This is a genomic window from Loktanella sp. F6476L (assembly GCF_023015725.1).
GTDB lineage: Bacteria > Pseudomonadota > Alphaproteobacteria > Rhodobacterales > Rhodobacteraceae > Yoonia.
Genome location: NZ_JALKAR010000010.1, coordinates 64,649 through 86,807, shown reverse-complemented (window position 1 = coordinate 86,807; position 22,159 = coordinate 64,649). Strand labels below are relative to the sequence as shown.

The window sequence follows — 22,159 nt, the reverse complement described above, 5'->3', positions numbered from 1 at the left end:
GACGGGCGCAATGATTTGCGCGGCAATGACGGCGCGGACCGTTTGTATGGCAACGGCGGCGACGATGTGTTGCGCGGCGATGAGGGCGATGACCGGCTTTATGGTGGCGATGGCGATGACCGGATTTTGGTCAACCGTGGTAATGATCAGGCCTACGGCGGTGCCGGATCTGATACGTTCATCTTTGCGCGTGGCGACGAAGAACTCTACGTCCGCGATTTTGATGCGACCGATGTGGTGCAGCTGAACGGCTTTGGCTTCGATGACTTCGCTGATTTTGAAGCAGGGGCCACGATCCGCCAAGGCAACGGGCGCACGATCATCGAAATCGGCGACGATCGTGTGCAATTGTCCGACATCACGCCAGAGACGTTAAACGAAGACCAATTCGTCTTTGTTTAGGGTCTAAGCAGGCGCTTTCGCCAAAGTATCATGGGCGCGCAGCGTCTTAATCACGCGGGCCATCTGATCCACAGGGATCATGTTTGGCCCGTCTGATGGCGCGCTATCGGGATCTTCGTGGGTTTCCATAAAGATCGCGGATACCCCAACAGCACAGGCCGCCCGCGCCAGCACAGGTGCGAATTCGCGTTGCCCGCCGCTGGTCGTGCCTTGCCCGCCCGGTTGTTGCACCGAATGCGTGGCGTCGAACACGGTCGGATAACCTGTCTGCGCCATGATCGGCAGACCGCGGAAATCAGAGACCAGCGTGTTGTACCCAAACGATGTGCCGCGATCGCAGAGCATGATCCGTTCGTTGCCTGTGCTTGCGATTTTCTCGGCCACATTGCCCATGTCCCAAGGGGCCAGAAACTGACCCTTTTTGACGTTGATCGCAGCACCTGTTTCGCCAGCAGCCAGCAGCAGATCGGTCTGGCGGCACAGGAAGGCGGGGATTTGCAGGATATCGCAGACCTCAGCCGCAGGCGCACATTGGCGGGCATCATGCACGTCGGTCAGGATCGGCACGCCGAATTCTTCCTTGATGCGACCAAGGATTTCTAACCCTGCCTCCATGCCCAATCCGCGTTTTGTCGTCACGGATGACCGGTTGGCCTTGTCGTAGCTGGCTTTGAAAATGAACTTGGTGCCGGTTTCCGCACAGGCCTCTGCGATCTTTTCGGCCATCATGCGGGCATGGTCGAGGGATTCCAGCTGGCATGGGCCGGTGATCATCGCAATCGGGTGTGATCCGCCAATCGGGATATCGCCAACCGTGACAATTTTAGGGTCTATCATTGGGTGTTATCCTTCAAAGCAGTCTCGATGCGCTCCACATCAGCGGGGTTGTTGAGTTCCCAAAACACGCGGCCTTTGCCGTCGACCTCGACGCAAGCGACTGTATGGCCGTTTTCCAAAAACCGCAGCTGTTCCAGCCCTTCGCGGGCCTCTAACGTGCCCGTGGGCCACGTCATATAGCGTTTAAGCGCGTCGGGACGGTAGGCATAAACACCAACATGGTGAAACACGGGGATCGGGTCGGGTAGTTTGCCGGGGTCGATGAAAGGGATGACTTCTTTCGAGAAATACAGCCCGTGGCCGCGGTTATCAAAGACAGCCGTGGTGCCACCAACGCGGCCCTCTTTGCGGTCGGCGGTGAAATGCGCGTAGGTCTGTGCGTCGCAACGCAAGACAGGGGTCGCAACCATCGCGTCTGGATCATTGGCCATCGCATCAATCAGATCGTCGATAAACCACGGCGGTGTTAGCGGCGCGTCGCCTTGCAGGTTCACGATCAGGTCGGCGTCAATCTGATGGGCGGCCTCTGCACAACGTTCGGTTCCGTTTTCGCAATCACTGCTGGTCATGATCACATCAGCGCCAAAACCGCGCGCATGATCCGCAATCCGGTCGTCGTCAGTCAGGACATGCACGGTGCACGGGTTGTGCACGCGTTGTGCACAGTTAAACGACATCTCGATCAACGATTTTTTGGTGCCGTCAGGCTGCGTCAGTTCGACCAGCGGCTTGCCCGGATAACGGGTCGAGGCGTAACGGGCAGGGATCAGGATCGCGGTTTTCATATCAGGCAACTCCGGCCCGCAGCAGATCATGCAGATGGATCATACCGACGGGATGTTTGGCATCGTCGACCACGACCAATGCGGTGATTTTGCTGTTGTTCATGATCGCAAGGGCGGACACGGCCAAAGTGTCTGCTTGCACCGTCACAGGGTCTAACGTGGCGATTTCACCCGCATTTCGTGCCATCAGATCATCCATGTTGCGGCGTAAATCGCCGTCGGTGACGATGCCAAGCAGGATGTCGTCTTGGGTGACACACGCCACACCAAAGCCGCCCGACGTCATCGCGATCAACACCTCAGGCATCGGCATATCGGCGGAGACCACTGGAATAGTGTCTGCGCCATGCATGATCTCACCCACGCGGGCCAGCTGCGCGCCGAGCTTGCCGCCCGGATGAAAGACCTGAAAATCCTCCGCCTGAAACCCGCGTTCGACCATCAGTGCAATCGCGATCGCATCGCCTAAGGCGAGCGTCACGGTCGTCGATGTGGTGGGGGCAAGGCCCATGGGGCAGGCTTCTTTGAACGGCGGAAGGATGAGTTTATAATCGGCCGCCTTGATCAGGGTGCTGTCAGGCTTGGCGCTGATCGCAGCCATCGGAATGTTGAACCTACGCGTATAGGCGATGATGTCGGATAATTCGCGGGTTTCGCCTGAATTAGAGACGAGCAGACAGATGTCATCGCGTTGGATCATGCCCAGATCACCATGGCTCGCCTCGGCCGGGTGCAAGTACATGCACGGCGTGCCAGTGGACATGCAGGTCGCCGCAATTTTGCGGGCGATATGGCCGGATTTGCCAATACCAGAGACGATCAACCGTCCTGACGTGCCCAAAATCCGCTGGATCAAGGGCATGAAATCAGCGGGCATGTCGTCTGCGAGTTTGTAGATCGCATCCGCCTCTAGCCGCATGGCCGCTTGGGTAAAGGCAAGGGTCGAGACGTCGTTTGTCATGGGGTCATCCGTCTATGAGACGCAGCAGATAGTCACCGTAGGCGTTTTTGGCAAATAGTGCGGCGCGTTCGCGGAGCTGGTCTGGGGTGATCCAACCGTTCTCGAATGCGATTTCTTCGAGGCAGCCGGTTTGCAGGCCTTGCCGGTTTTCCAGCGTCCTCGCGAAGTTGCCAGCGTCCAGCAACGATGCATGTGTGCCGGTATCAAGCCACGCGTAACCGCGACCCATTTTGTGGACCTTCAGGTTATCCTCGGCGAGGTAAAGCTCTAACAGCGTGGTGATTTCCAGTTCGCCGCGCGGGGATGGTTTGATTTCACGGGCCTTCTTGGGCGCGTCGCCATCGAGGAAGTAAAGCCCTGTGACCGCAAAATTCGATGCAGGTTTTTCGGGTTTCTCGATGATGCTCGTGACAGCGCCATCGGCGCCAAAGCCCACAACACCGTAACGCTCGGGATCGCGGACTTGGTAGCCGAAGACCGCGTTTTCGTCTCTGATGTTGGCCTTTTGCAGCAATTCGGTAAGCCCGTGGCCAAAGAACAGGTTGTCGCCGAGGACCATTGCAGAGGGTGCACCATCAAGGAAATCTTCCGCGAGCAGATAGGCCTGCGCCAGACCATCAGGGCTGTCTTGCACGATGTAGGTAAAGCTGACGCCCCACTGCGACCCGTCGCCCAACACCCGTTTGAACTGGTCCTGATCTTGCGGTGTGGTGATCAGCGCGATCTCGCGGATACCGGCGAGCATCAGCGTGCTGATCGGGTAGTAAATCATCGGCTTGTCATAGATCGGCAGCAGCTGTTTCGAGACCGCCATGGTGATCGGATAAAGCCGCGTGCCGGACCCACCGGCCAGAATAATGCCTTTGCGTGTCATGTGGTGAGGTCCTTTAAGATGGTGGATAGGCTGACGCGCCAGTCGGGGCGGGTGATGCCAAAATCAGTCTCTAACGTGGTGCAATCAAGCCGCGAATTCAGCGGTCGTGCGGCTGGCGTCGGGTAATCTGTGGTCGGGATCGGGGTGACGGTGCAGGTGATACCCGCTTGTTTGAAGATCTCGGTCGCAAAATCCGCCCATGTGCAATCGGGTGCGCCTGAGAAGTGGTAGATGCCGCTTTGCGTGCGTCCGTTTGCATAGGCGCGCGCCATGGTGAGCAGCGCATCGGCGATGTCATCGGCCGCGGTCGGCCCGCCAACCTGATCGTCGATGATCGTTAGCGCATCGCGGTCCGCCCCGAGTTTGAGCATCGTCTTCACAAAGTTATTGCCCGTCGCAGAGACCACCCAAGAGGTCCGCAGGATGGCGTAAACGCCACCCGCCATCTCGATCGCTTCTTCACCGCGCCGTTTGGTGGCGCCGTATACGCCAAGCGCGCCGGTTGCGTCATCGGGTTTCCACGGCTGGTCGCCATCGCCCGGAAACACATAATCGGTCGAGATATGCAGGAAGGGGATGCCGCGCTTGGCGGCAGCACGGGCCATGGTGCCCACAGCGAGATGATTAACCTGTTCGGCCTGATCAGTGTCTGACTCAGCCTTATCGACGGCCGTATAGGCAGCGGCGTTAATGATCACATCCGCATCCGTGCCCTCAATCGCGGCGCGTAGCATATCGGGCGTGCCAAGATCCGCCTGATCGCGACCAAGGCAGATCACTTGCGCTTCGCCTGCGCGTTTGCGCAAAGATGTGGCGACCTGACCGTTTTCGCCGAAGACCAGAACCCTCATGCTTTGGTGCCCAAACGCACGCCAACACCGTCGCGGGCTTGCAGGGGTTTCCACCAGTCTTCGTTATCGAGATACCACTGAACCGTCTTTTCCAGACCCTGTTCAAGGGTCACGGATGGTCGCCAACCGAGTTCTTTGCTAATCCGCTGCGGGTCAATCGCGTAGCGCGCGTCATGGCCGGGGCGGTCTGTGACAAAGGTGATTAGATCGGCGTAAGGGGCGGAACCTGCCTTTTTAGTGTCCAAAATGGCGCAAATCATGCGGACCAGATCAAGGTTTGTCGCCTCGTTTTCACCGCCGATGTTGTAGCTGCGACCGAGTTCGCCCTTTTGCACCACGGTCAACAGCGCGTCGGCGTGGTCCTCGACATAGAGCCAGTCGCGGATGTTATCGCCCGCGCCGTAGATCGGGATCGGTTTGCCGGCCAGCGCATTCAGGATCACAACAGGGATCAGTTTTTCGGGGAAATGGTAGGGGCCGTAGTTGTTCGAACAATTCGACAGGACCACAGGCAACCCGTAGGTTTCATGCCACGCGCGGACCAGATGGTCGGATGACGCTTTGGACGCGGAATAGGGGCTGCGCGGATCGTATGACGTGTCCTCGGTGAACATGCCCGTTTTGCCGAGCGATCCGAACACTTCGTCGGTCGAGATATGGTGGAACCGGAAGTTTTCGGGTTTGCCGCGCCCTTCCCAATAGGCGCGCGCGGCTTCCAGCATCGTGTAGGTGCCGTTGATGTTGGTGATGATGAACTCACCCGGGCCGTCAATCGACCGATCTACGTGGGATTCAGCGGCCAGATGCATGATCGCGTCGGGCTGGTGATCCGTAAAAATAGTGTCTAACGCAGCGCGATCGCAGATATCGGCCTGCACAAACGTGTAGTTTTCATGATCCGCGACAGAGGCCACGTTTTCCAGACAGGCGGCATAGGTGAGTTTATCAAGGTTCACGACCTCGTGCCCATCACGGATGGCCTGACGCACAACGGCTGACCCGATAAAACCGGCACCGCCGGTGACCAAAAGCTTCATGATTGGGCCTCATAGGTGAATGGTGTGTCGAAATCGGCAAGGAACGGTGCCTCGGCGTCTTTGCCGGACAGGGTCACGTCGTCCGCGTCCACCCCCCAATCAATCGCGATGGTCGGGTCGTTCCAGCGGATGCCGCCGTCGGTCTCTGGCGCGTAATAATCAGAGCATTTGTAGACCACCTGCACGTCAGGGGTCAGCGTCAGGAATCCGTGCAGGAACCCCTTTGGCACGAACAATTGGTTGCCTTCATCGGCGGATAGCGGCACCGCGACCCACTGCGCGTAAGTGGGGGATCCTTTGCGGATATCGACGGCAACATCAAGAATCGTGCCGGCAATCACGCGGATCAGCTTGTCTTGCGCTGACGGTGGGGCCTGAAAATGTAACCCGCGCAATGTGTGGCGTTCAGCCGACAGCGAATGGTTGTCCTGACAGAAATCAATGTCGATCCCTGCCTCAGCCAGTGCTTTACGGTTCCACGTCTCAGAGAAAAACCCGCGATGGTCGCCAAAACGGGCAGGGGTGATCTCCAGAACCTCGGGCAAGGCAGTCGGCGTGATTTGCATCGGGTCAATCTTTCATAACAAATTTAGGGGCTGTGTAACGCGTTCAGCCCCTACCAAAAAGTGGCATTCTTGCGGAAGTTTCCCCGTTTGGGGAACAGTTGTTCGTGGCGGACCATCAGCCGCTGGGCCTGTTCAGGATCACGCATCGGACGGCACAGCGTGATCAGGCGTTCAATAGGGGCCGCTTTTTCGGGGGCCAGCGTGTGGGCCTGCGCGAACAGCCCAAAAGCAGTCTCTATGTCGCGGGTTTTTGTGTGTGCATTGCCGAGCATGACCAGCAAATCCGCGTCGCTTGCGAAAACGTCCGGATGTTTGGCGTGCAGGGCTTTGATACCTGCGTAGTCTTCGATCTTATAGAGCATGCGGGCAGACCCTTGCAGCGCGCCCACCGTCATTGTCTGGTCTTCGGCCCCTTCGACATATTGGGTCACCACGTTGGACATGATGCGGGCGACCAGATCAGGGGAGACATGGCGGTAATCACCGCGCGACCATGCCAGTTCCGGATTCGACAGGATCACAAATTCGTAGGACGGAAAATAATCGACACCTTCCGCGTCGCGGATGAATTCGTCGATTGCGGCCCTTTGCACTGATTTAGAGTATGTATTGGCCACCAGCACATCCACATCGCGGAAAGTGGACAGCAGCGGCACGGGGCTGACCGTCACCAGCATTTTTAGCGGTTTGGTTCGGTGTTTCAGCAGCAGTGCATGAACGTCGTGCAGCGCATCCAGAATGTCATTGTAAGACAGCACGCGGAATTCAAACCGGTCTGGGTCTGCCTTGATCAGCGGCTGTGGCGGGGATGTGTTCAGGTACAGCTCGAGTTTATTGTCATACCAGGTTTCCACATAGCCTAGCGTGATGATCACCACGTCCGCGTCTTTGGCCCGCGCCATCACATCCAAGTAACGTGTGCGGAAATCGCGAATGTCGTCCATCTCGAATTCCAGCTTCGACATGCCAAGCTGCATATCCGCATACAGCCCGTCTTTGTGCATCGGGTAGATGATGTCATCGCCGGGGTAAGTGTCGCGTTCAAACGCCCATTTCAGGTCGTTATAGATCGAATGGATCGAGTATTTGTTGAAGAAATTCGGCGTGAACCCAAGACTGTCGCCGACCACGCCCAGCTGATCTTCGTTGCTGGTGACTTTCATACCCGTCTCTAACAAGGCGGATTCCACGTTGCGCGCAAAACAGGACCCGATGGTGAACACAGAGTCGGTGGGTTTCATCGTGAACGACGGTTTTGCAGACGGGCTTGCCAGCGGGTAAAGCCTGTCGCCACCCCGATCAGGGGATGGATAGCTGCGCAGTTTGTTCGCTTTGGCATTGGCGTAGGCGTCGGCGGCCGAAATGCTGGACAGGGGTTTATCGGTCATTTGATGCGGGCCTCAATCGATTTGGCAATCGCGGGACGCCCGTTTTTGGCCAGATAACCCGCCATGGTGCCAGCCAGACCTTTGTGCCCCGCCTTAATCGCGTGATCGGCTAGCCCATGATAATACCACGGCAGATCACGGCGCGACCGGAACATCTGATAGTACAGATGCGGGGTCATTTCGCCCGCAACAGCGGCCTGCATCACACCTTTCAGCATATCGGCACGGCGCATGAAGAGCGCTGATTTATGCGAGGAATACCAGCTTTTCAGATGGTGGATATTGCAGCCTTGGTAGCGTTCCGCATGCAGACGGTCCGGTTCAAAATACGGATCGTAGATGATGAAGACATCTTTTGCTTGCCCGCAACAGTCCGGCGCATCGCGGTAGCGGCCTGACCAATCCTGTTTACGCCCCGACCCGAACCGTTCTTCCCACGGCACCAGTTTTTTATCCAATGTCGATTGCGGCGAAAACGCCATCACGGTGCAGCCCGGCGCTAGGGACGAAAACGCCGTTGCCGCATAGGCCCCCATCGAGGTGCCGGTCATCACGACGCGGCGGAAACGCTTGAACAGACCCGATTTGGCTTGTCCTTCGATGAAATTGAACAGGGCCTCGTCGCGGAACCAGTTTTTCTCGAACGCCATGACGCCCAAGTGCGACCAGCCTTCGGAGCGGTAGAATGGATAGCCCCATGTTTCGCGGGCAAGCGACGGTTCTTTGACCGACGACAGGTTGTCGAAGGATACGATTAGGGTGTCTGTGCTGCGATAGGTCATTTGCAGCGCGAATTTTTCATCCGAATAATACCAGCCGCGGCGGTGATCGGACCTGCGCAAATCAGCCAGCCAGCGTGGCGCGATATCGTCGGGGTCGACCAGTTGCATGACGCTGTCATCATCGTCATCAGTCTCTGGTTTGGGCAGTTGCGCCTGCATGATTGCGCGGGTTTTTTCGGGCGACAGCAGGGCATTGATCGGGTCGGTCGCATCTTTGGCGGCATTGATCTGCATCTGGCCAATCAGCTTCTGAAACGCTGCAACGCTGTCTGTGTGCGCTTGATCAACGGCCGCATCACCGCGCAGGCGTTTGATTTCGCGGGCAGTGGCTTTGCTCCAACGGGTGATGGATGTGTCTTCCACCTGATTGGTATTGAACACGCTATGATCGGCCACAGACAATGGGCTTTGTTCGCCCCCCAGTGGTGGATCAATCAGATTATGCAGAGCAAAAACAGCGTTTGACCGGACCATATAATGATTGATTTGCGCAAGCGCGCTCCCGCGTGTTTTGGCATTCACCGACCAACCTTTGATCAACAACCTGTCCGTCACATCATCGCCCGACCCATTACGCCAAACGGTCGGCAGCTGCCCGCCTGTGTGTTGCCCATTCAACTGCGGGCGGTGCGGGCCGATGCGGGTGACAGGACCGGGGCGGAACATGGATTTGATGCCAAGGTGTTTGTCGTGCAGCACAGGCGTTTCGGGATTGGCCCGTGTCAGGGTCGTCATGATCGGCTGATCCGCATAAAGCGCATGACCCGCATTGCCAAAGATGCGCCAGTTTGGACTGATTACATCGGTATCGCCCAGATCGCCTACTTCTGACAGCAGATCGCCAACCGTGCCGTCGCCTGCATGCACGTTCAGGAATTCGTCGATATCCAGCACCATGACCCAGTCGGATGCTTGGACCTCAGGCAAGGCCAGTGCGTAGGCATAGGCGCGGTTGCGATGCCCGTTTCCGGGGGGCGATGTCAGCGCTGATTTCGGGATATGGGTGATCGCACCCACAGCATCCAACGCATCGAGCAATACCTCGGACCCGTCTTCGCTGATGTCGGACAGCACGATGATCCGGTCAAACCCGATGGCACGGTGGTAGGCCACCCATTCCAAAAGAAACGGGCCTTCGTTGCGGGCTGTCGCAATAAGCGTGGTCGTCATGGTCATCTGCTCTGTCCGTCTGAGTGCGGCTTTTCTTATGTCTAAACCCTAAAGAGGGCGTGGATATGGCGCAAGCAAGCGGCGCTGTGCAGGAATTTTACCGACCGCCATAGATATGCCACGTGCGTGCGGTTCATTGCTTTGATACCCCGAGCAGGTTATCGGGGAAGCCGTAAACGATAAAACAGGCCCGTTCATGTTCACCGCACCTTCTCTTGCTGATCCGATTGTTGATAACACCGTCTGCTTGAAAGGCGCATTGGTGGTGCCCCCGCCAAAGGGCGATCAAAACCGGTCGGTGCAGAAATCGGGCGTGCTGGATGCAGACGGGGCGTTTGTTGAAAATTCGATCACATGGCGCAACACCAACCAGATCAATCTGGAACCACCGATGCCTGCCGCCGAGGACATCCAGACCCTAGAGGGATCTTATATGTTCGCGGGGCCTTTGTTCGGTCACTTTGGCCATTTTCTTGTGGAAAGCATTTGCCGGTTCTGGGCTGTTGATCACCTGAAGGGGAAGATTGACGGGATCGCCTTTGTGCCGAAATTCCAGAACCGTCCGCAGCATGTGGTTGGTGTGTTCCGGCCGCTGATCGAAATGCTGGGCGTGGATGTCCCTGTCATCAACATCGAAGATCCGACCCGCGTTGAAACGCTCTATGTCCCACAACAGGGCTTTGGCATGTTCGAGATGATCGAAGGTGCACCTGAATTCCGCGATTGGATCAAATCCAAAGGCGGCAAAGGCGTGGCCCCCCAAGGCGAGAAAAAGATCTACGTGTCACGGTCCGCTTTGCCACCTGCACGTGGATCTTTGTTGGGGGAAAAACGGCTTGAGGCGTTGTTAGAGGCGGAAGGTTACACCGCGTTCCATCCGCAAAAACACAATTTCGAAGAACAGATCGCGGCCTATAAGGCGGCAACGCATATCATTTCGATCGACGGATCACCGCTGCATATGGCGGCTTTGGTTTGCGATGCGAACCAGAAGGTGGCCTGTATTGCACGCCGCGCTGGTGATCTGGACGAGATTTTCGCACGCCAGCTGAAAGCGTTCCAAGGCATCGAGACCACAACGATTTCAGCGCTGAAACAGAACTGGATTCCAGAAACGGATAACCGCCCAAGCCGTGTGTCCTTTGGCGAGGTTGATTTTGGCATCCTGTATGACCGTCTGCTTGAAGGCGGGTTTATCGCGGGGGGCGAACGTTGGGCGCCATTCTCTGAGACTGATCTGGATGAATTGATCGCAGAACTGGCTGTGGCCCAAAAGGTCGGCTTCAAGCGCTACGTCAAACCCTAACGCCTTAAGCGAATAGCAACATCATAGGTGTAGATCATCCCGCGTGGTCTGTACTTTTCGTTAAAAAGCCAGGGTTTGACCGCATTCATGGCCGACTGCTTTGGAACAAGGGCGTTATGATGACTTTTGCTTTTTTGCGGCCAGTGATGGCCTGTGTGATGTTGTCCGGCCTTGCGGCCTGTGGCGGCGGGGGTGGTTCTGATCCGGTTGATGATGTGGTGATCCCTGATGTGCCGGACACAACAACACCCGATGATACCAGCACCAACGGCCAGCGTGCGTCAGCGCAAGCCTTGTTGAATACATGGGCCCCGACCAATCCGCCTGTTTACACCGATCTTGCGATGATCCCGACAACAGGTGCGGCCAGCTATGACGGGTATCTGTTCGGAAACCTGTCGAATGAAGCGGATGACATTACCGATAGCGTGATCGGGTCTTTGACCCTGACGGCCAGTTTTACCGCTGGTAGTGCGTCTTTTACCGGCAGTGCCGATGATTTTGTCGATAGCGAAGATGCAGATTTGACGGGATCGCTGGCGGTCAGCGGCGGCATGTTGGACCGCGATGGTAATCCGGCAAGTGATGCGACTGTGGTGCGGGTCAATGTGGCCGGCGTTCTGACCGATACGGCAGACAATGCCCTTGATTTTGGGGTCCAGCTGGAAGGCGATTTTCTAGGTGGGGCCTATAACGCCATTGGTGGCAACGCTTTGGGCGGTGTCAGTGTTGGTGGCGTCGATCAAAACTTTGACGGCGGGTTTATCGCGGAACGCTAGACGGTTTTTCAACGCACAATCATGGCGTCACGCAGGTGGTGTGCCTAGCTGTCTTCGTATCCATTAGGATTTGCTGATTGCCAGTCCCATGTGCTGCGCGCCATATCATCAAGGGTATGGGTGGCAGTCCATCCCAGTTCCGAATTGGCCCGTTGTGCATTGGCTTGCATCGCTGCAATATCGCCTGCCCTGCGTGGTTTGATCACGCAAGGGATGTCTCGACCGCATGCCTTGGCGAAAGCTTTGACCATGTCGTGTACCGAATAGCTGGTGCCTGTGCCGACGTTAAACACACGCGCACCTGTCGCGGTTTGGCTGTAATCAACGGCCGCCACATGCGCCCGCGCCAGGTCGACCACATGGATGTAATCGCGCAGGCCGGTCCCGTCGGGTGTGTCGTAATCATCCCCGAAAACTTGCAGCTCGGCGCGTGTGCCCACGGCCACCTGTGCGATGAACGGCATCAGGTTATTGGGCACGCCGTCGGGGTGTTCGCCGATCTGGGTCGAGGCATGTGCCCCCACAGGATTGAAATAGCGCAGCAACACGGCGGATGCATCTGCATGGGTCGCGGCCCAATCGCTGATGATCTGTTCGGACATCAATTTGGTCCGCCCGTAGACGGATGTCGGATTGGTGGGGTGTGCTTCGTCGTAAGGCAGATAGACCGGTTCGCCGTAGACCGTGGCGGAGGATGAAAAGATGATCCGCCGCACATTGTGGCGGTCCATCGCGGCGAGCAATTGCAGCGTGCCGCGCACGTTCACGTCGTAATAGCCCAGCGGGTCGGTCATGGAATCCCCAACCGCCTTGAGGCCGGCAAAATGGATCACAACGTCCGGTTTGAAATCAGACATGACGTCGTCCAGCATGGTGCCGTCGCGCACGTCGCCTTCAAACGCGGTGATCGGCCCGTTGGTCAGGGCGCGTACGCGGGTCAAAACCTCTGGTGATGCATTATCGTAGTTATCGAGTACGCAAACCGCATGGGCCTGACCCAAAAGTTCCACCAAAGTGTGAGACCCGATATAACCGGCACCACCAGTGACCAATACGCGCATAACAATAGCCTTCTTTGAAATCTGATCAGGTCTTTAGCGGGTTTGCACGAATGTGACATCCCCTTGGGTCACATAAGCCGCCGTCAAAATGCCCGTCGCATAGGCGCCTGTGTCCACGGCGATCTTGCCGCCATCGCTGTTTGCCGCATCCACGATCGTATGGCCATGGGCGACCCATGTGCCATCGGTGCGCAGTGTCGTTGCAAAATCCCTGTGCCCCCATTTGAAGGTTTTGTCAGGTTGTAATGCAAGCGGTGTGACCGGATCTGCACCCGCATGAACCACGGTCAGATTGCCGGTTTTCCATGTCGCAGGCAAATTGCGCAGCCAGTCATGCATATCCGCCCCCATTGCGTCCAAAAGCGCATCACGAGCGGTGATCAGGGCTGCGCCTTCGCTGCTATTGGTAACCCCACCGATGCCAAAGCTCGCGAGCGTTTGCAGCCCGCCATAGCGCAGCCAGCGCTGGCCTTTGGTCTCTGGTTTATCCAAGAACCCCAACATCATGTCTTCGTGGTTCCCGATAAGGCAGGTCACTTGCGGATCATTTTTGATTTCGAACAATGTGCGCAACACGCCTGCGCTGTCCTCGCCGCGATCTACGTAATCGCCGACAAACACACGCGGTGCATCCGGATCAAGGGCGTCCATCTTCGCCAAGAGCGTCATCAACTGAGGCTTACACCCATGTAGATCACCGATAATGAAAGCAGGGCTGTCAGGGGCAACAGGTGTATCAAAGCGTGGGGGCGCGTTGCCGCCAAAAAGACGTTTTAGAAAAGACATAAGGGCCTTTGGGTTCGTTTCGTGTCAATCGGTGTCGGGCAAACCTAAGCGGTTTTTCCCCTTACCCCAAGGGGTGATTGACACCCACGGGGGGGGCAGTATTTTCGCCCGTGCTGGACAGCCAGCAGGGGGACCACTTCATGCTATCTTTTCGCGGGCTTACGGCGCTTTGCCTTTGCGCTGTGCTGACGGGTTGCAATGCCCCGCGGGGTGCCGGTTTCCAGTCCGAAGTTCTGGCCGCATCTGAAGCTGCAACCCATGACACCGACGCCCAGTATGATTTTGCCGTTGAACCCGTGACGCGCGACCGATTGGCTGTGTTACAAAGCTGGCCCCGCGTGGGCCCTGCGCGGCACGGATGGCTGAACCGATCTGCGGGGGCAGGGGCGCCGGTAATTGCGGCGGGTGATGTGTTGTCGATTACGATCTGGGATGCAGCCGAGAATTCGTTGCTGGTGGGGGCAGGGCAACGTGTGACGCAACTTGAGAACCTTGAAGTCGCGCCAAACGGCGAGATTTTCCTGCCTTTTGTTGGCGATGTCAGTGTTACAGGTCTGACGGCTGCCGCGGCAAGGTCGCGGATCGAGACAAAACTGCTGAACACCAGCCCGTCGGCCCAAGTGCAGCTGAGTATGACGCCAGGCCAAGGCAAGACGGTGAACCTTGTATCGGGTGTACGCGCGCCGGGGCGCTACCCGTTGCCGGATCGGTCTTACGGTGTTCTATCGCTGCTGTCCGAGGGCGGCGGTGTCGATTCCGGTTTGGTGAATCCGCAGATCAAACTGTTTCGTGGCGAACGGATCTATAGCACATCCGTCGAACGGCTGTTTGCGAACCCTGCGCTGGATACGACTTTGCAGGGCCGTGACCGTGTGATTGTCGAAGAAGAAGACCGGATGTTCCTGTCGCTGGGTGCGACGGGTACCCAAGCCCAGCATCTGTTCCCTGATGATCAGGTCAGCGCATTGGACGCTTTGGCCATCATCGGCGGCTTGGCCGAAGACCGCGCCAATGCCGAGGGTATTTTGATCCTGCGCACCTATCCACATCGGGTAGTAGGGCAGAACGGTCCGTCAAAACCATGGGTCGTGTTTACGCTTGATTTGACGTCTGCAGACGGCCTGTTCAGCGCCAAATCATTCGAAGTGATGCCCGGTGATCTGATCTACGGCACCGAAAGCCCGGTCACATCTGCCCGCAGCATTCTGGCCTTGTTTGGCGCAACATTGGGTGTGGCGTCGGCGCTATGATGACGGGGGGACAAAAACCCCTTTAAAGTGATGCCGGTTTCGTCGACGTATCTGTTGGTTGTACTGGTAAGACCGTCGGTGGGTTTGTCATCCTAATTTGCTCTATCCACTGAGTTAACGCATTCCGTAAAGCGTCTTCATCCAATGTATTGATTGCGGATCGAACGGCTTTAAGGACTGCCGCGACTTCAATTTCGCTTAATTGTGGTTCGCGTGCGCGCACAATTTTGGGATGCATGGTTGGTCGACTTTCGGTGCCGATGAGGAGTTCTTCATATAGTTTTTCACCCGGGCGTAACCCGGTCATGACAATGTCGATGTCACCGTTTGGATTGTTAACATCACGTGGAGTGTATCCTGCGGCTTCGATCATCTGGCGCGCAAGGTCGTAGATTAGTACCGGATCGCCCATATCCAACACAAACACGTCGCCCCCCACGGCCAACGCACCTGCGGCCAACACTAGCCGTGACGCTTCAGGAATGGTCATAAAGTATCGCGTCACGTCGCGATGCGTCAGGGTGATAGGACCACCTTTGCGGATTTGGTCTTGGAACAGGGGCACGACGGATCCCGATGACCCCAAAACATTGCCAAAGCGGACCATCGAAAAGATCGTTTTGCCCTGACCTATCTGAGCCGTGCGGTTTGCCAGATCCTGAATCAGGATTTCGGCAAGCCGTTTGGATGCACCCATTGCATTGGTTGGACGTACGGCCTTGTCGCTGGAAATAAGGATAAACTGAGCTACGCCCGCTTCAGCCGCAGCTATAGCCAAAGTTTGTGTGCCAAAGACGTTGTTGCTGACGCCTACAATGGCGTTACGTTCAACCAGAGGCACATGTTTGTAGGCAGCGGCGTGCAGCACGATCTCGACGCTGTGCCGCTCCATGATCTGTCGCATTAGAGGGGCATCCATGACGGAACCGAGGAACGGAACAATTTCGATTGCGGTTTCATTGTTCTGCTGTTCCCGCAGTTCTTTATCGATTTCGTACAATGCGAGTTCGCTCATCTCGAGGAGAACCAAACAGCGAGGTTTGTAATCGAGCACCTGCCGACACAGTTCAGACCCAATTGACCCACCAGCGCCTGTGATAAACACGCAGCGGTCGCGGTAGGTGGCTATTCCGTCCAGCATATCGTCTTCAAATGCGGGTCGTCCTAGGAACTGTCCGGGGGCGACAGTAGTCAATTGTCCAACAAGTGTTGTGCCCCGTGCAAGCTGTGCAAAGGACGGCAGCGCTTGTACGTCCAAGTCCCATGAATTGAATTGCTTAGTCAGTTCCAACATCCGTGGTCGGCCGATTGAAGGCATCGCGAGCAGCACCCGGTCTACTTGCCGGGTGCGTTGTAACTTGCGGACTTTCTCTGGAGAGTAGACACGCAATCCTTGTACAATACTGCCCTGCAGTGTGGTGTTATCATCTATGAACGCTACAGGAATGATCGTGTCGTCCATCCGCAGCGCGGCTGCTAATTGCCGCCCCGTCGGGCCGGCGCCATAAATCAGGACCCGCGATTGCTTCGTGTCTTTGTCACGGTAAACGCTGAGCAGGACTTGTAACAAAGCCAAGCGGCTCACGACAGCCAACAAAAAGAAGATAATTGCGAATATGATAAACCCAGAAACTGGATTGTTGTGTCCCGTTAAACCATCAAGCGTGATTGCAGACAGTCCCAAGGCAATTGCATGAATTGCCGATAGGCCGATGGCCCTATTTTCATAAGCCTTTAGTTGAATTCTGTAAATATCCATTACAACGGCCAACAGGCCCGAAATCAGCATAATGAGTAAAATCGCACGTACAGAAAAGAGTGGGGTCTGCTCAAGAGAAAATCCATTGTGGAATAGGGCAAAGCCAAGCAGTAGCGCAATGGGAGCAAGCAGCGTATCTAAAGCAAGCATAATCACCCATTTGGCGGAGCGTGGAAGCCTGCTAACAAATCGATACATTTATATCTCCAAGCTACTTTAGTAACAGCTGATCAGGTGGTTTGCCTAGCGTAAACAAAGGTCTTTTGGCAAGGTTAAGGACGTATTACGCAGTCTGCGTAAGTCACGGTGGTCTCTGGAACACTATGCTGCGCCGTTGTTTTCGTTGACGCATGGTAAGCAGGGGAATGGTCTTAATTGACAAGGCTGATCCTGAGCGTATTTTTGGAGGGCTGATCCTAGCTGTCTTATTTGTTTGAACATAGCCCTTATGCCCTCTGCCATTTTATCCGGATCGCGACGGTCTGGGCTACTCATTTTGGGAGCCAGTGGTCAAGTTGGTCAGATGTGGCGCAAGCTTTGGATGAAAGGATTGCTTGATTTCGGAGTTTCGCCGATATGGCAGATGCGGAGCCCGGACACAAATGGAGGTCAAATTTGTGTGTGGGATAATTTGCATGGTCCTTTGCCAGATATCACCCCAACGGCTGTCATCTGTCTATCAGGAATTACACGTGGCCCAGATATTCATTTCAATACAGACTTGGCTCATGCTGCGGTGGCGGTTGCACGGGGTGCGCCTGTTTTATTTGCTTCAAGTCAAGCTGTTTATGGAGTTCAGCAGGGCGCTTTGAGGGAAACAACCCCCTGCCAACCGCAAACCGACTACGGCCGCGCTAAGCTGGCTGCAGAACAGGCCATCACGCATAATCCAAATGTGACGAGTTTGCGGATTGGAAATGTCATTGGGGCGGATGCACTCTTGCGGGCTGTGCGACACGGGCCAGTCAAGTTGGATCAATTTAGTGACGGGCAGGGACCCCGTCGTATGATGATTGGACCTTTGACATTGGCGCGCGCCTGCGTTGATCTCCTGGCTCTAGGGCCTATTAAGGCACCAATTTTGAACCTTGCTCAACCTAGGCTCGTCGCGATGGCTGATTTATTGACAGCAGCCGGTGCGACGTGGAACTGGCAACCGGCCCCCGTCACGGCCATTCCTGCGTTGGATATGGATTTGACTAAGCTACAACACCTGATTGCGATGCCGGACGCCGATCCGATTGCAATCATGGCAGAGGTTCGGGCGACGGGATGGCAGGCATGACGTGGTCCAAACGCCTCTTGGATGTGATTCTGGCGCTTGTATTAAGTGTTTTGCTGTTTGTTCCGTTTGTGATGCTCTTACTGGTACTCTTGTTAATCGAGGGCAGGCCCTTGTTTTATGTATCAGAGCGCATGATGACACCCGACAGAGCCTTTGCTTTAATCAAGTTACGTACCATGCGGGCGTCGGCTGGGAACACAGGCGTCACAGGGGGCGACAAAGAAGGGCGGATTTCTCCGACCTACAAAGCATTGCGGAAAAGTCGTTTTGACGAAGTTCCGCAATTGCTCAATGTATTGCGCGGTCAGATGTCATTTGTTGGCCCCCGTCCACCACTACGTATTTATGTCGAAGACTTTCCAACGCTATATGCTCAGGTGCTTCGAAACCGTCCGGGTATCACAGGACTTGCGTCGTTGCGGTTCCATGCGCATGAAGAAATGCTGCTTGCTAAGACCACAACTGCAGCCCAAACTGATCACGTTTACCGTACTCGGTGCGTACCACGTAAAGCGATCCTTGATCTGATTTATCAGCGTCATCAAAGTTTTTGTTTTGATTTAGCCCTGATTTGGGAAACTGCAACGCGGGTCTTGCGCCGCAGGTAAGCTGGCCAGTTGCCGTAGGCGGCGCTGGAAAGGTTGCTGTGGTTCATTTGTATAGAAGGTCCCGATGATAGCGCCGCAAAAACAAAAGACCGATCAGCATCAGCACTAGCCCGATGCCAAATACATAAGGTAGATTGACATAATGAGCATCATAGTTGGGATAGAACCCACTGCGCATTTGCCCAACCACTTGCACTAGCGGGTTGTACCACAGGACGTCCCTAAAGGGCTGTGGGATTGTATCAAACAGAAACAATGTGCATGAAATGATGAAAAGTGGTCGTGTCAAAACAGACCAAATCCGAGCCCATATCGGGAACATTGTGAACAAAAAGCAGTTTAGGCTGCCAACACCAATCGCCAAAACCGCAGCCATTGTGAGGCTTAAAGCGACTGATGGCAGGTAGAGCGTAGTACGTGTTTCAAAGATCAACAGGATGCCGATGAATACAATATAGGCGACTAGAATTTGTGTCATGACGTTCAAAATGAATCTTCCCAAGAGGGCATCTACGAAGGTCACGGATGGGTAGCTGAGCAACGCTTTCGAGAATGTTAAAGACGTCGCCGTCTTGGATGAAATATCCATAAACATAAGAAATGGAACCATGCCCGTTGCATAAAAAATAGGAAAGTTGGTACCAAGGGGAGGGTCCCTAAACCCCAATGAGAAGATGATTGTTAAAAGTGCAATGGCACCAATTGGTTCTAGAACCGCCCAGATATACCCACCTGGCGAGCGGCCGTAAGTTGTTGCCATCTCTCGTAACATGAGAGCCAATATAGCGCGTATGCTCGCAAATCGGCGCCGTGGTGTCGCATAACGGGGCTGTAAAGGCGGGGGGATTACCACAGTTGTCGGCCTCTAGGTGTGGAGTGCAATGGCTAGCCATTGTAGCCGCTTTTATGTACTAAGAACAAAAAATGAGCAATTGCCTGTTAGGATGAGGTTTTGACCCAACCCAAACCCACAAAACCTAATGCGCCAGGTGCGGCCAAAGCAAAGCCGCCGCTGAAAGCTGTGAACCGCCGGCCTGCAGCTGCAGCACCAATGGTGGCTTCTCCGGCCAAGCCTGCACGTGTAAGAAAACGGCATTGGGGGGTACTGGTTAGTTTTGTTGTCTTCGTTATTTTGCCAACCTGTTTTGCGGGTTGGTATCTCTATGAACGTGCGGCTGACCAATACGCATCCACAGTCGCGTTTTCTGTGCGCACAGAAGACGCCACATCGCCGATTGAACTCCTAGGCGGCATTAGCGCTTTGTCCGGTTCAGGTTCGTCAGATACAGACATTTTGTATGAGTTCATTCAAAGCCAAGAGCTCGTGTCCCGTGTGGACAGGCAGCTCGGCCTGGGTGCTTTGTGGTCCAAACCGGAAAATGATCCTGTTTTTGCGTATGACCCTTCAGGAACAATTGAAGATCTTGTTGGCCACTGGAACAGGATGGTTCGGATCAATTATGATAGCGGTTCAGGCCTTATTGAAATTCGCTCGCTCGCGTTTGCTCCGCAGGACGCGACCCGGATCGCTGAAGTGATATTCTCTGAAAGCTCTGATATGATTAACGCGCTCAACGATGCTGCGCGTGAAGATGCTTTGGGCTATGCACAAGATGAATTGGCAGCAGCCGTTGAACGCCTGAAAGTTGCTCGCACGGCGTTGACCGCTTTTCGTAACCGGACCCAAATTGTAGATCCCGTTGTTGACATGCAGGCACAGGCAGGACTTTTGGGAAATTTACAAGCACAGCAAGCCGAGGCATTAATTGAACTCGATATTTTGACGGGGTCTACACGATCAGGAGATCCGCGCATCGACCAAGCAGAACGCCGTGTCACAGTTATCGAAGCGCGTATTCAAGAAGAGCGGCGCAAACTGGGTATCGGCAATGGCGTCGAAGACGGTGAAGTGTTTGCTGATCTTGTAGGTGAGTTTGAACGTTTGGCCGTCGATCGTGAATTTGCCGAACAGGCTTATATTGGTGCCTTGGCTGGCTACGATGCGGCGAGTGCAGATGCGAGGCGCCAAAGCCGCTATCTAGCCGCGCATGTGCTTCCGACATCTGCTGAGCGGGCGCAGTATCCGCAACGGCTTCAATTGTTGGCTATGGTGGGGGTATTTTTGTTTTTGGCATGGTCGATCTTTGTTTTGGTGTCATACTCGCTCAGGGATCGTCGCTAGGATGATCCGTTTCGAGAACTTAACTAAGATTTTTGTGCTTAAAAAATCGCGCAAGTTGGTGGCGGATAATATCAATGTGACATTCCCGACGGGCCGATCAGTTGCTTTGTTGGGGCGTAATGGTGCGGGTAAATCGACGCTGCTACGGATGATATCGGGGACGATGGATCCAACATCGGGGCGCATCGCATCAACAGGGACAATATCGTGGCCTGTGGGCTTTGCTGGATCGTTTCACCGCGATTTAACGGGTGCGCAGAATGTCCGGTTTATCGCACGCATTTACGGGGTAGATACTGATGAATTGTCAGACTTTGTCGAGACATTCGCAAAGTTAGGCGGGCACTATCATATGCCAATCATGACATATTCCTCTGGAATGCGATCCCGCCTCGCGTTTGGATGTTCTATGGGGATCGCCTTTGATACATACTTGGTCGACGAGGTAACATCCGTCGGCGATGCTACTTTTCGTAAAACCAGTATTGATATGTTTAACCAACGTATGGAAACTGCAGGATCCGTCGTGGTGACGCATTCGCTCCCACAGATAAGAAAAATGTGTGACGCTGCGGCCATCTTGGAAAATGGTCGTCTGACATATTACGATAATCTTGAAGAAGGTATTGCCACATACGAGAGCCAAATGGCCAAAGGCTAAGCTATCAAAATTCTTTGCATGCTATAGCGATTCAGCGGAATACCCTTTGAAATAGATGGCGGCACAGATTTGCAGTTGAGGCCATTATCGATAGCCCTATGATATCGCGGTACATACGCCATGTTCCATAGGTTGCTTTCACTTTATTGGCGGAAAGAGATGTCGCTGACATACGCAAAACTGCTAATGGTTCATTTATACCGTATGCAGGCCCATGATGGTTCAAAATTGTTAACCACAATGCAAAATCATGGCGCCGGTGGATCAACGGCATGGGGATCTTACCGCAGCGCTCAGTATCATAGATTGCGGTAAGGCATCCGATAATGTTTCCCCTTAAAAGTGTCTCATAATCTAATATTTCTGGCACCTGCACATGCGTGTCCGGGTGCCCATGGCGCCTTCGGGTAAAGCCGCAGTAACTTAAGACGGCACCTGTTTGGCGTAGAAGTGCAATTTGTCGTGTTAGTTTGCTAGGCTTCCACAGGTCATCAGCATCGAGAAACGCAATGTAGCGCCCCTGCGCTTGGTCCAGTCCATGATTGCGAGCATAGGCCGCTCCGCGGGGGCCTGGGTTGCGCGACAGCTGAATACGGGGGTCTTTCATGGCCAATGCGTTCACAATCGAGAAGGTATCATCATCGGATAAGTCATCAATGACGTGTAGGGTCCAATCTGTTTCAGTTTGAGATTGAACTGAGGCAATGGCGGAGCCAATCGTTGTGCTGGCATTGTAGGCAGGCATCAAAATTGAGACGGTTGGCATTGGCGCGCGCGTTCCTTTCGTGCCGGCGTTGACGGTTGTGTGTGCCTCGCGGTAAGCGGACGC

21 protein-coding genes and 1 pseudogene are annotated in these 22,159 nt (G+C 55.1%); 8 read left to right on the top strand and 14 right to left on the bottom strand.

The window, feature by feature from the left end:
• A pseudogene (locus MWU61_RS16495) lies at positions 1 to 402 on the top strand (hypothetical protein); the annotation flags it as partial.
• Between the two features lie 3 nt (positions 403 to 405).
• Here MWU61_RS16495 and kdsA read toward each other — a convergent pair.
• From kdsA to MWU61_RS16450, 9 genes are read right to left on the bottom strand one after another with little or no spacing between them, the layout of a single operon-like run.
• Positions 406 to 1,239 (bottom strand): 3-deoxy-8-phosphooctulonate synthase, encoded by an 834-nt coding sequence (kdsA, locus tag MWU61_RS16490; RefSeq protein WP_247129560.1) that lies wholly within the window; start codon positions 1,237 to 1,239, stop codon positions 406 to 408.
• The gene (locus MWU61_RS16485; protein WP_247129559.1) at positions 1,236 to 2,024 is read right to left on the bottom strand and encodes a manno-octulosonate cytidylyltransferase; all 789 of its coding nucleotides are present in this window, start codon (positions 2,022 to 2,024) and stop codon (positions 1,236 to 1,238) included. The genes kdsA and MWU61_RS16485 overlap by 4 nt, the downstream gene beginning before the upstream one ends.
• Before the next feature lies 1 nt (position 2,025).
• Entirely contained in the window at positions 2,026 to 2,985 is a 960-nt protein-coding gene (locus tag MWU61_RS16480; RefSeq protein ID WP_247129558.1) for a KpsF/GutQ family sugar-phosphate isomerase, read from the bottom strand.
• Between the two features lie 4 nt (positions 2,986 to 2,989).
• Positions 2,990 to 3,859, bottom strand: coding sequence for a glucose-1-phosphate thymidylyltransferase RfbA (gene rfbA, locus MWU61_RS16475; protein WP_247129557.1), 870 nt, complete (start codon positions 3,857 to 3,859; stop codon positions 2,990 to 2,992).
• Positions 3,856 to 4,710 (bottom strand): dTDP-4-dehydrorhamnose reductase, encoded by an 855-nt coding sequence (gene rfbD, locus MWU61_RS16470; protein ID WP_247129556.1) that lies wholly within the window; start codon positions 4,708 to 4,710, stop codon positions 3,856 to 3,858. The genes rfbA and rfbD overlap by 4 nt, the downstream gene beginning before the upstream one ends.
• Positions 4,707 to 5,747 carry a dTDP-glucose 4,6-dehydratase gene (gene rfbB, locus MWU61_RS16465; protein WP_247129555.1) on the bottom strand — a complete coding sequence of 347 codons (1,041 nt, stop codon included), beginning with the start codon at positions 5,745 to 5,747 and terminating at the stop codon, positions 4,707 to 4,709. Before rfbB ends, rfbD begins: the two co-directional genes overlap by 4 nt.
• Positions 5,744 to 6,313 carry a dTDP-4-dehydrorhamnose 3,5-epimerase gene (gene rfbC, locus MWU61_RS16460; RefSeq protein WP_247129554.1) on the bottom strand — a complete coding sequence of 190 codons (570 nt, stop codon included), beginning with the start codon at positions 6,311 to 6,313 and terminating at the stop codon, positions 5,744 to 5,746. Before rfbC ends, rfbB begins: the two co-directional genes overlap by 4 nt.
• 50 nt (positions 6,314 to 6,363) lie before the next feature.
• Entirely contained in the window at positions 6,364 to 7,701 is a 1,338-nt protein-coding gene (locus MWU61_RS16455) for a GSCFA domain-containing protein (protein ID WP_247129553.1), read from the bottom strand.
• Complete coding sequence (locus tag MWU61_RS16450) at positions 7,698 to 9,659, bottom strand: glycosyltransferase family 2 protein (protein ID WP_247129552.1); 1,962 nt, start codon at positions 9,657 to 9,659, stop codon at positions 7,698 to 7,700. The genes MWU61_RS16455 and MWU61_RS16450 overlap by 4 nt, the downstream gene beginning before the upstream one ends.
• 190 nt (positions 9,660 to 9,849) lie before the next feature.
• Between MWU61_RS16450 and MWU61_RS16445 the strand changes: the two genes are divergently transcribed.
• Positions 9,850 to 10,959: a glycosyltransferase 61 family protein gene (locus tag MWU61_RS16445; RefSeq protein ID WP_247129551.1), complete on the top strand. Its 1,110-nt coding sequence runs from the start codon at positions 9,850 to 9,852 to the stop codon at positions 10,957 to 10,959.
• 119 nt (positions 10,960 to 11,078) lie between these two features.
• Complete coding sequence (locus MWU61_RS16440; protein ID WP_247129550.1) at positions 11,079 to 11,738, top strand: hypothetical protein; 660 nt, start codon at positions 11,079 to 11,081, stop codon at positions 11,736 to 11,738.
• Positions 11,739 to 11,782: 44 nt separating this feature from the next.
• Here the strand turns inward: MWU61_RS16440 and galE are convergent, their stop codons facing one another.
• The gene (galE, locus tag MWU61_RS16435) at positions 11,783 to 12,799 is read right to left on the bottom strand and encodes a UDP-glucose 4-epimerase GalE (protein WP_247129549.1); all 1,017 of its coding nucleotides are present in this window, start codon (positions 12,797 to 12,799) and stop codon (positions 11,783 to 11,785) included.
• Positions 12,800 to 12,832: 33 nt separating this feature from the next.
• Complete coding sequence (locus MWU61_RS16430) at positions 12,833 to 13,585, bottom strand: metallophosphoesterase (RefSeq protein ID WP_247129548.1); 753 nt, start codon at positions 13,583 to 13,585, stop codon at positions 12,833 to 12,835.
• Between the two features lie 140 nt (positions 13,586 to 13,725).
• On the opposite strand from MWU61_RS16430, the gene MWU61_RS16425 reads away from it, so the two are divergent.
• Positions 13,726 to 14,835, top strand: coding sequence for a polysaccharide biosynthesis/export family protein (locus tag MWU61_RS16425; protein WP_247129547.1), 1,110 nt, complete (start codon positions 13,726 to 13,728; stop codon positions 14,833 to 14,835).
• A gap of 22 nt (positions 14,836 to 14,857) precedes the next feature.
• Here the strand turns inward: MWU61_RS16425 and MWU61_RS16420 are convergent, their stop codons facing one another.
• Positions 14,858 to 16,744 (bottom strand): nucleoside-diphosphate sugar epimerase/dehydratase, encoded by a 1,887-nt coding sequence (locus MWU61_RS16420; RefSeq protein ID WP_247129546.1) that lies wholly within the window; start codon positions 16,742 to 16,744, stop codon positions 14,858 to 14,860.
• Positions 16,745 to 17,705: 961 nt separating this feature from the next.
• On the opposite strand from MWU61_RS16420, the gene MWU61_RS16415 reads away from it, so the two are divergent.
• Together MWU61_RS16415 and MWU61_RS16410 are read left to right on the top strand one after the other, a co-directional pair.
• Positions 17,706 to 17,879 (top strand): hypothetical protein, encoded by a 174-nt coding sequence (locus tag MWU61_RS16415; protein WP_247129545.1) that lies wholly within the window; start codon positions 17,706 to 17,708, stop codon positions 17,877 to 17,879.
• Positions 17,876 to 18,487 (top strand): sugar transferase, encoded by a 612-nt coding sequence (locus MWU61_RS16410; RefSeq protein ID WP_247129544.1) that lies wholly within the window; start codon positions 17,876 to 17,878, stop codon positions 18,485 to 18,487. The genes MWU61_RS16415 and MWU61_RS16410 overlap by 4 nt, the downstream gene beginning before the upstream one ends.
• A gap of 43 nt (positions 18,488 to 18,530) precedes the next feature.
• Here MWU61_RS16410 and MWU61_RS16405 read toward each other — a convergent pair whose 3' ends face one another.
• Positions 18,531 to 19,340: an ABC transporter permease gene (locus MWU61_RS16405; protein ID WP_348645589.1), complete on the bottom strand. Its 810-nt coding sequence runs from the start codon at positions 19,338 to 19,340 to the stop codon at positions 18,531 to 18,533.
• A gap of 354 nt (positions 19,341 to 19,694) precedes the next feature.
• Here MWU61_RS16405 and MWU61_RS16400 point away from each other — a divergent pair, with 354 nt between their 5' ends.
• Together MWU61_RS16400 and MWU61_RS16395 are read left to right on the top strand one after the other, a co-directional pair.
• Positions 19,695 to 20,669, top strand: a complete 975-nt coding sequence (locus MWU61_RS16400; protein WP_247129542.1) for a hypothetical protein — start codon at positions 19,695 to 19,697, stop codon at positions 20,667 to 20,669.
• Between the two features lies 1 nt (position 20,670).
• Positions 20,671 to 21,330, top strand: coding sequence for an ABC transporter ATP-binding protein (locus MWU61_RS16395; RefSeq protein ID WP_247129541.1), 660 nt, complete (start codon positions 20,671 to 20,673; stop codon positions 21,328 to 21,330).
• Positions 21,331 to 21,361: 31 nt separating this feature from the next.
• Here the strand turns inward: MWU61_RS16395 and MWU61_RS16390 are convergent, their stop codons facing one another.
• On the bottom strand, positions 21,362 to 22,096 hold the full coding sequence (locus MWU61_RS16390; protein ID WP_247129540.1) for a glycosyltransferase family 2 protein: 735 nt from the start codon (positions 22,094 to 22,096) through the stop codon (positions 21,362 to 21,364).
• Positions 22,097 to 22,159: the final 63 nt, after the last annotated feature.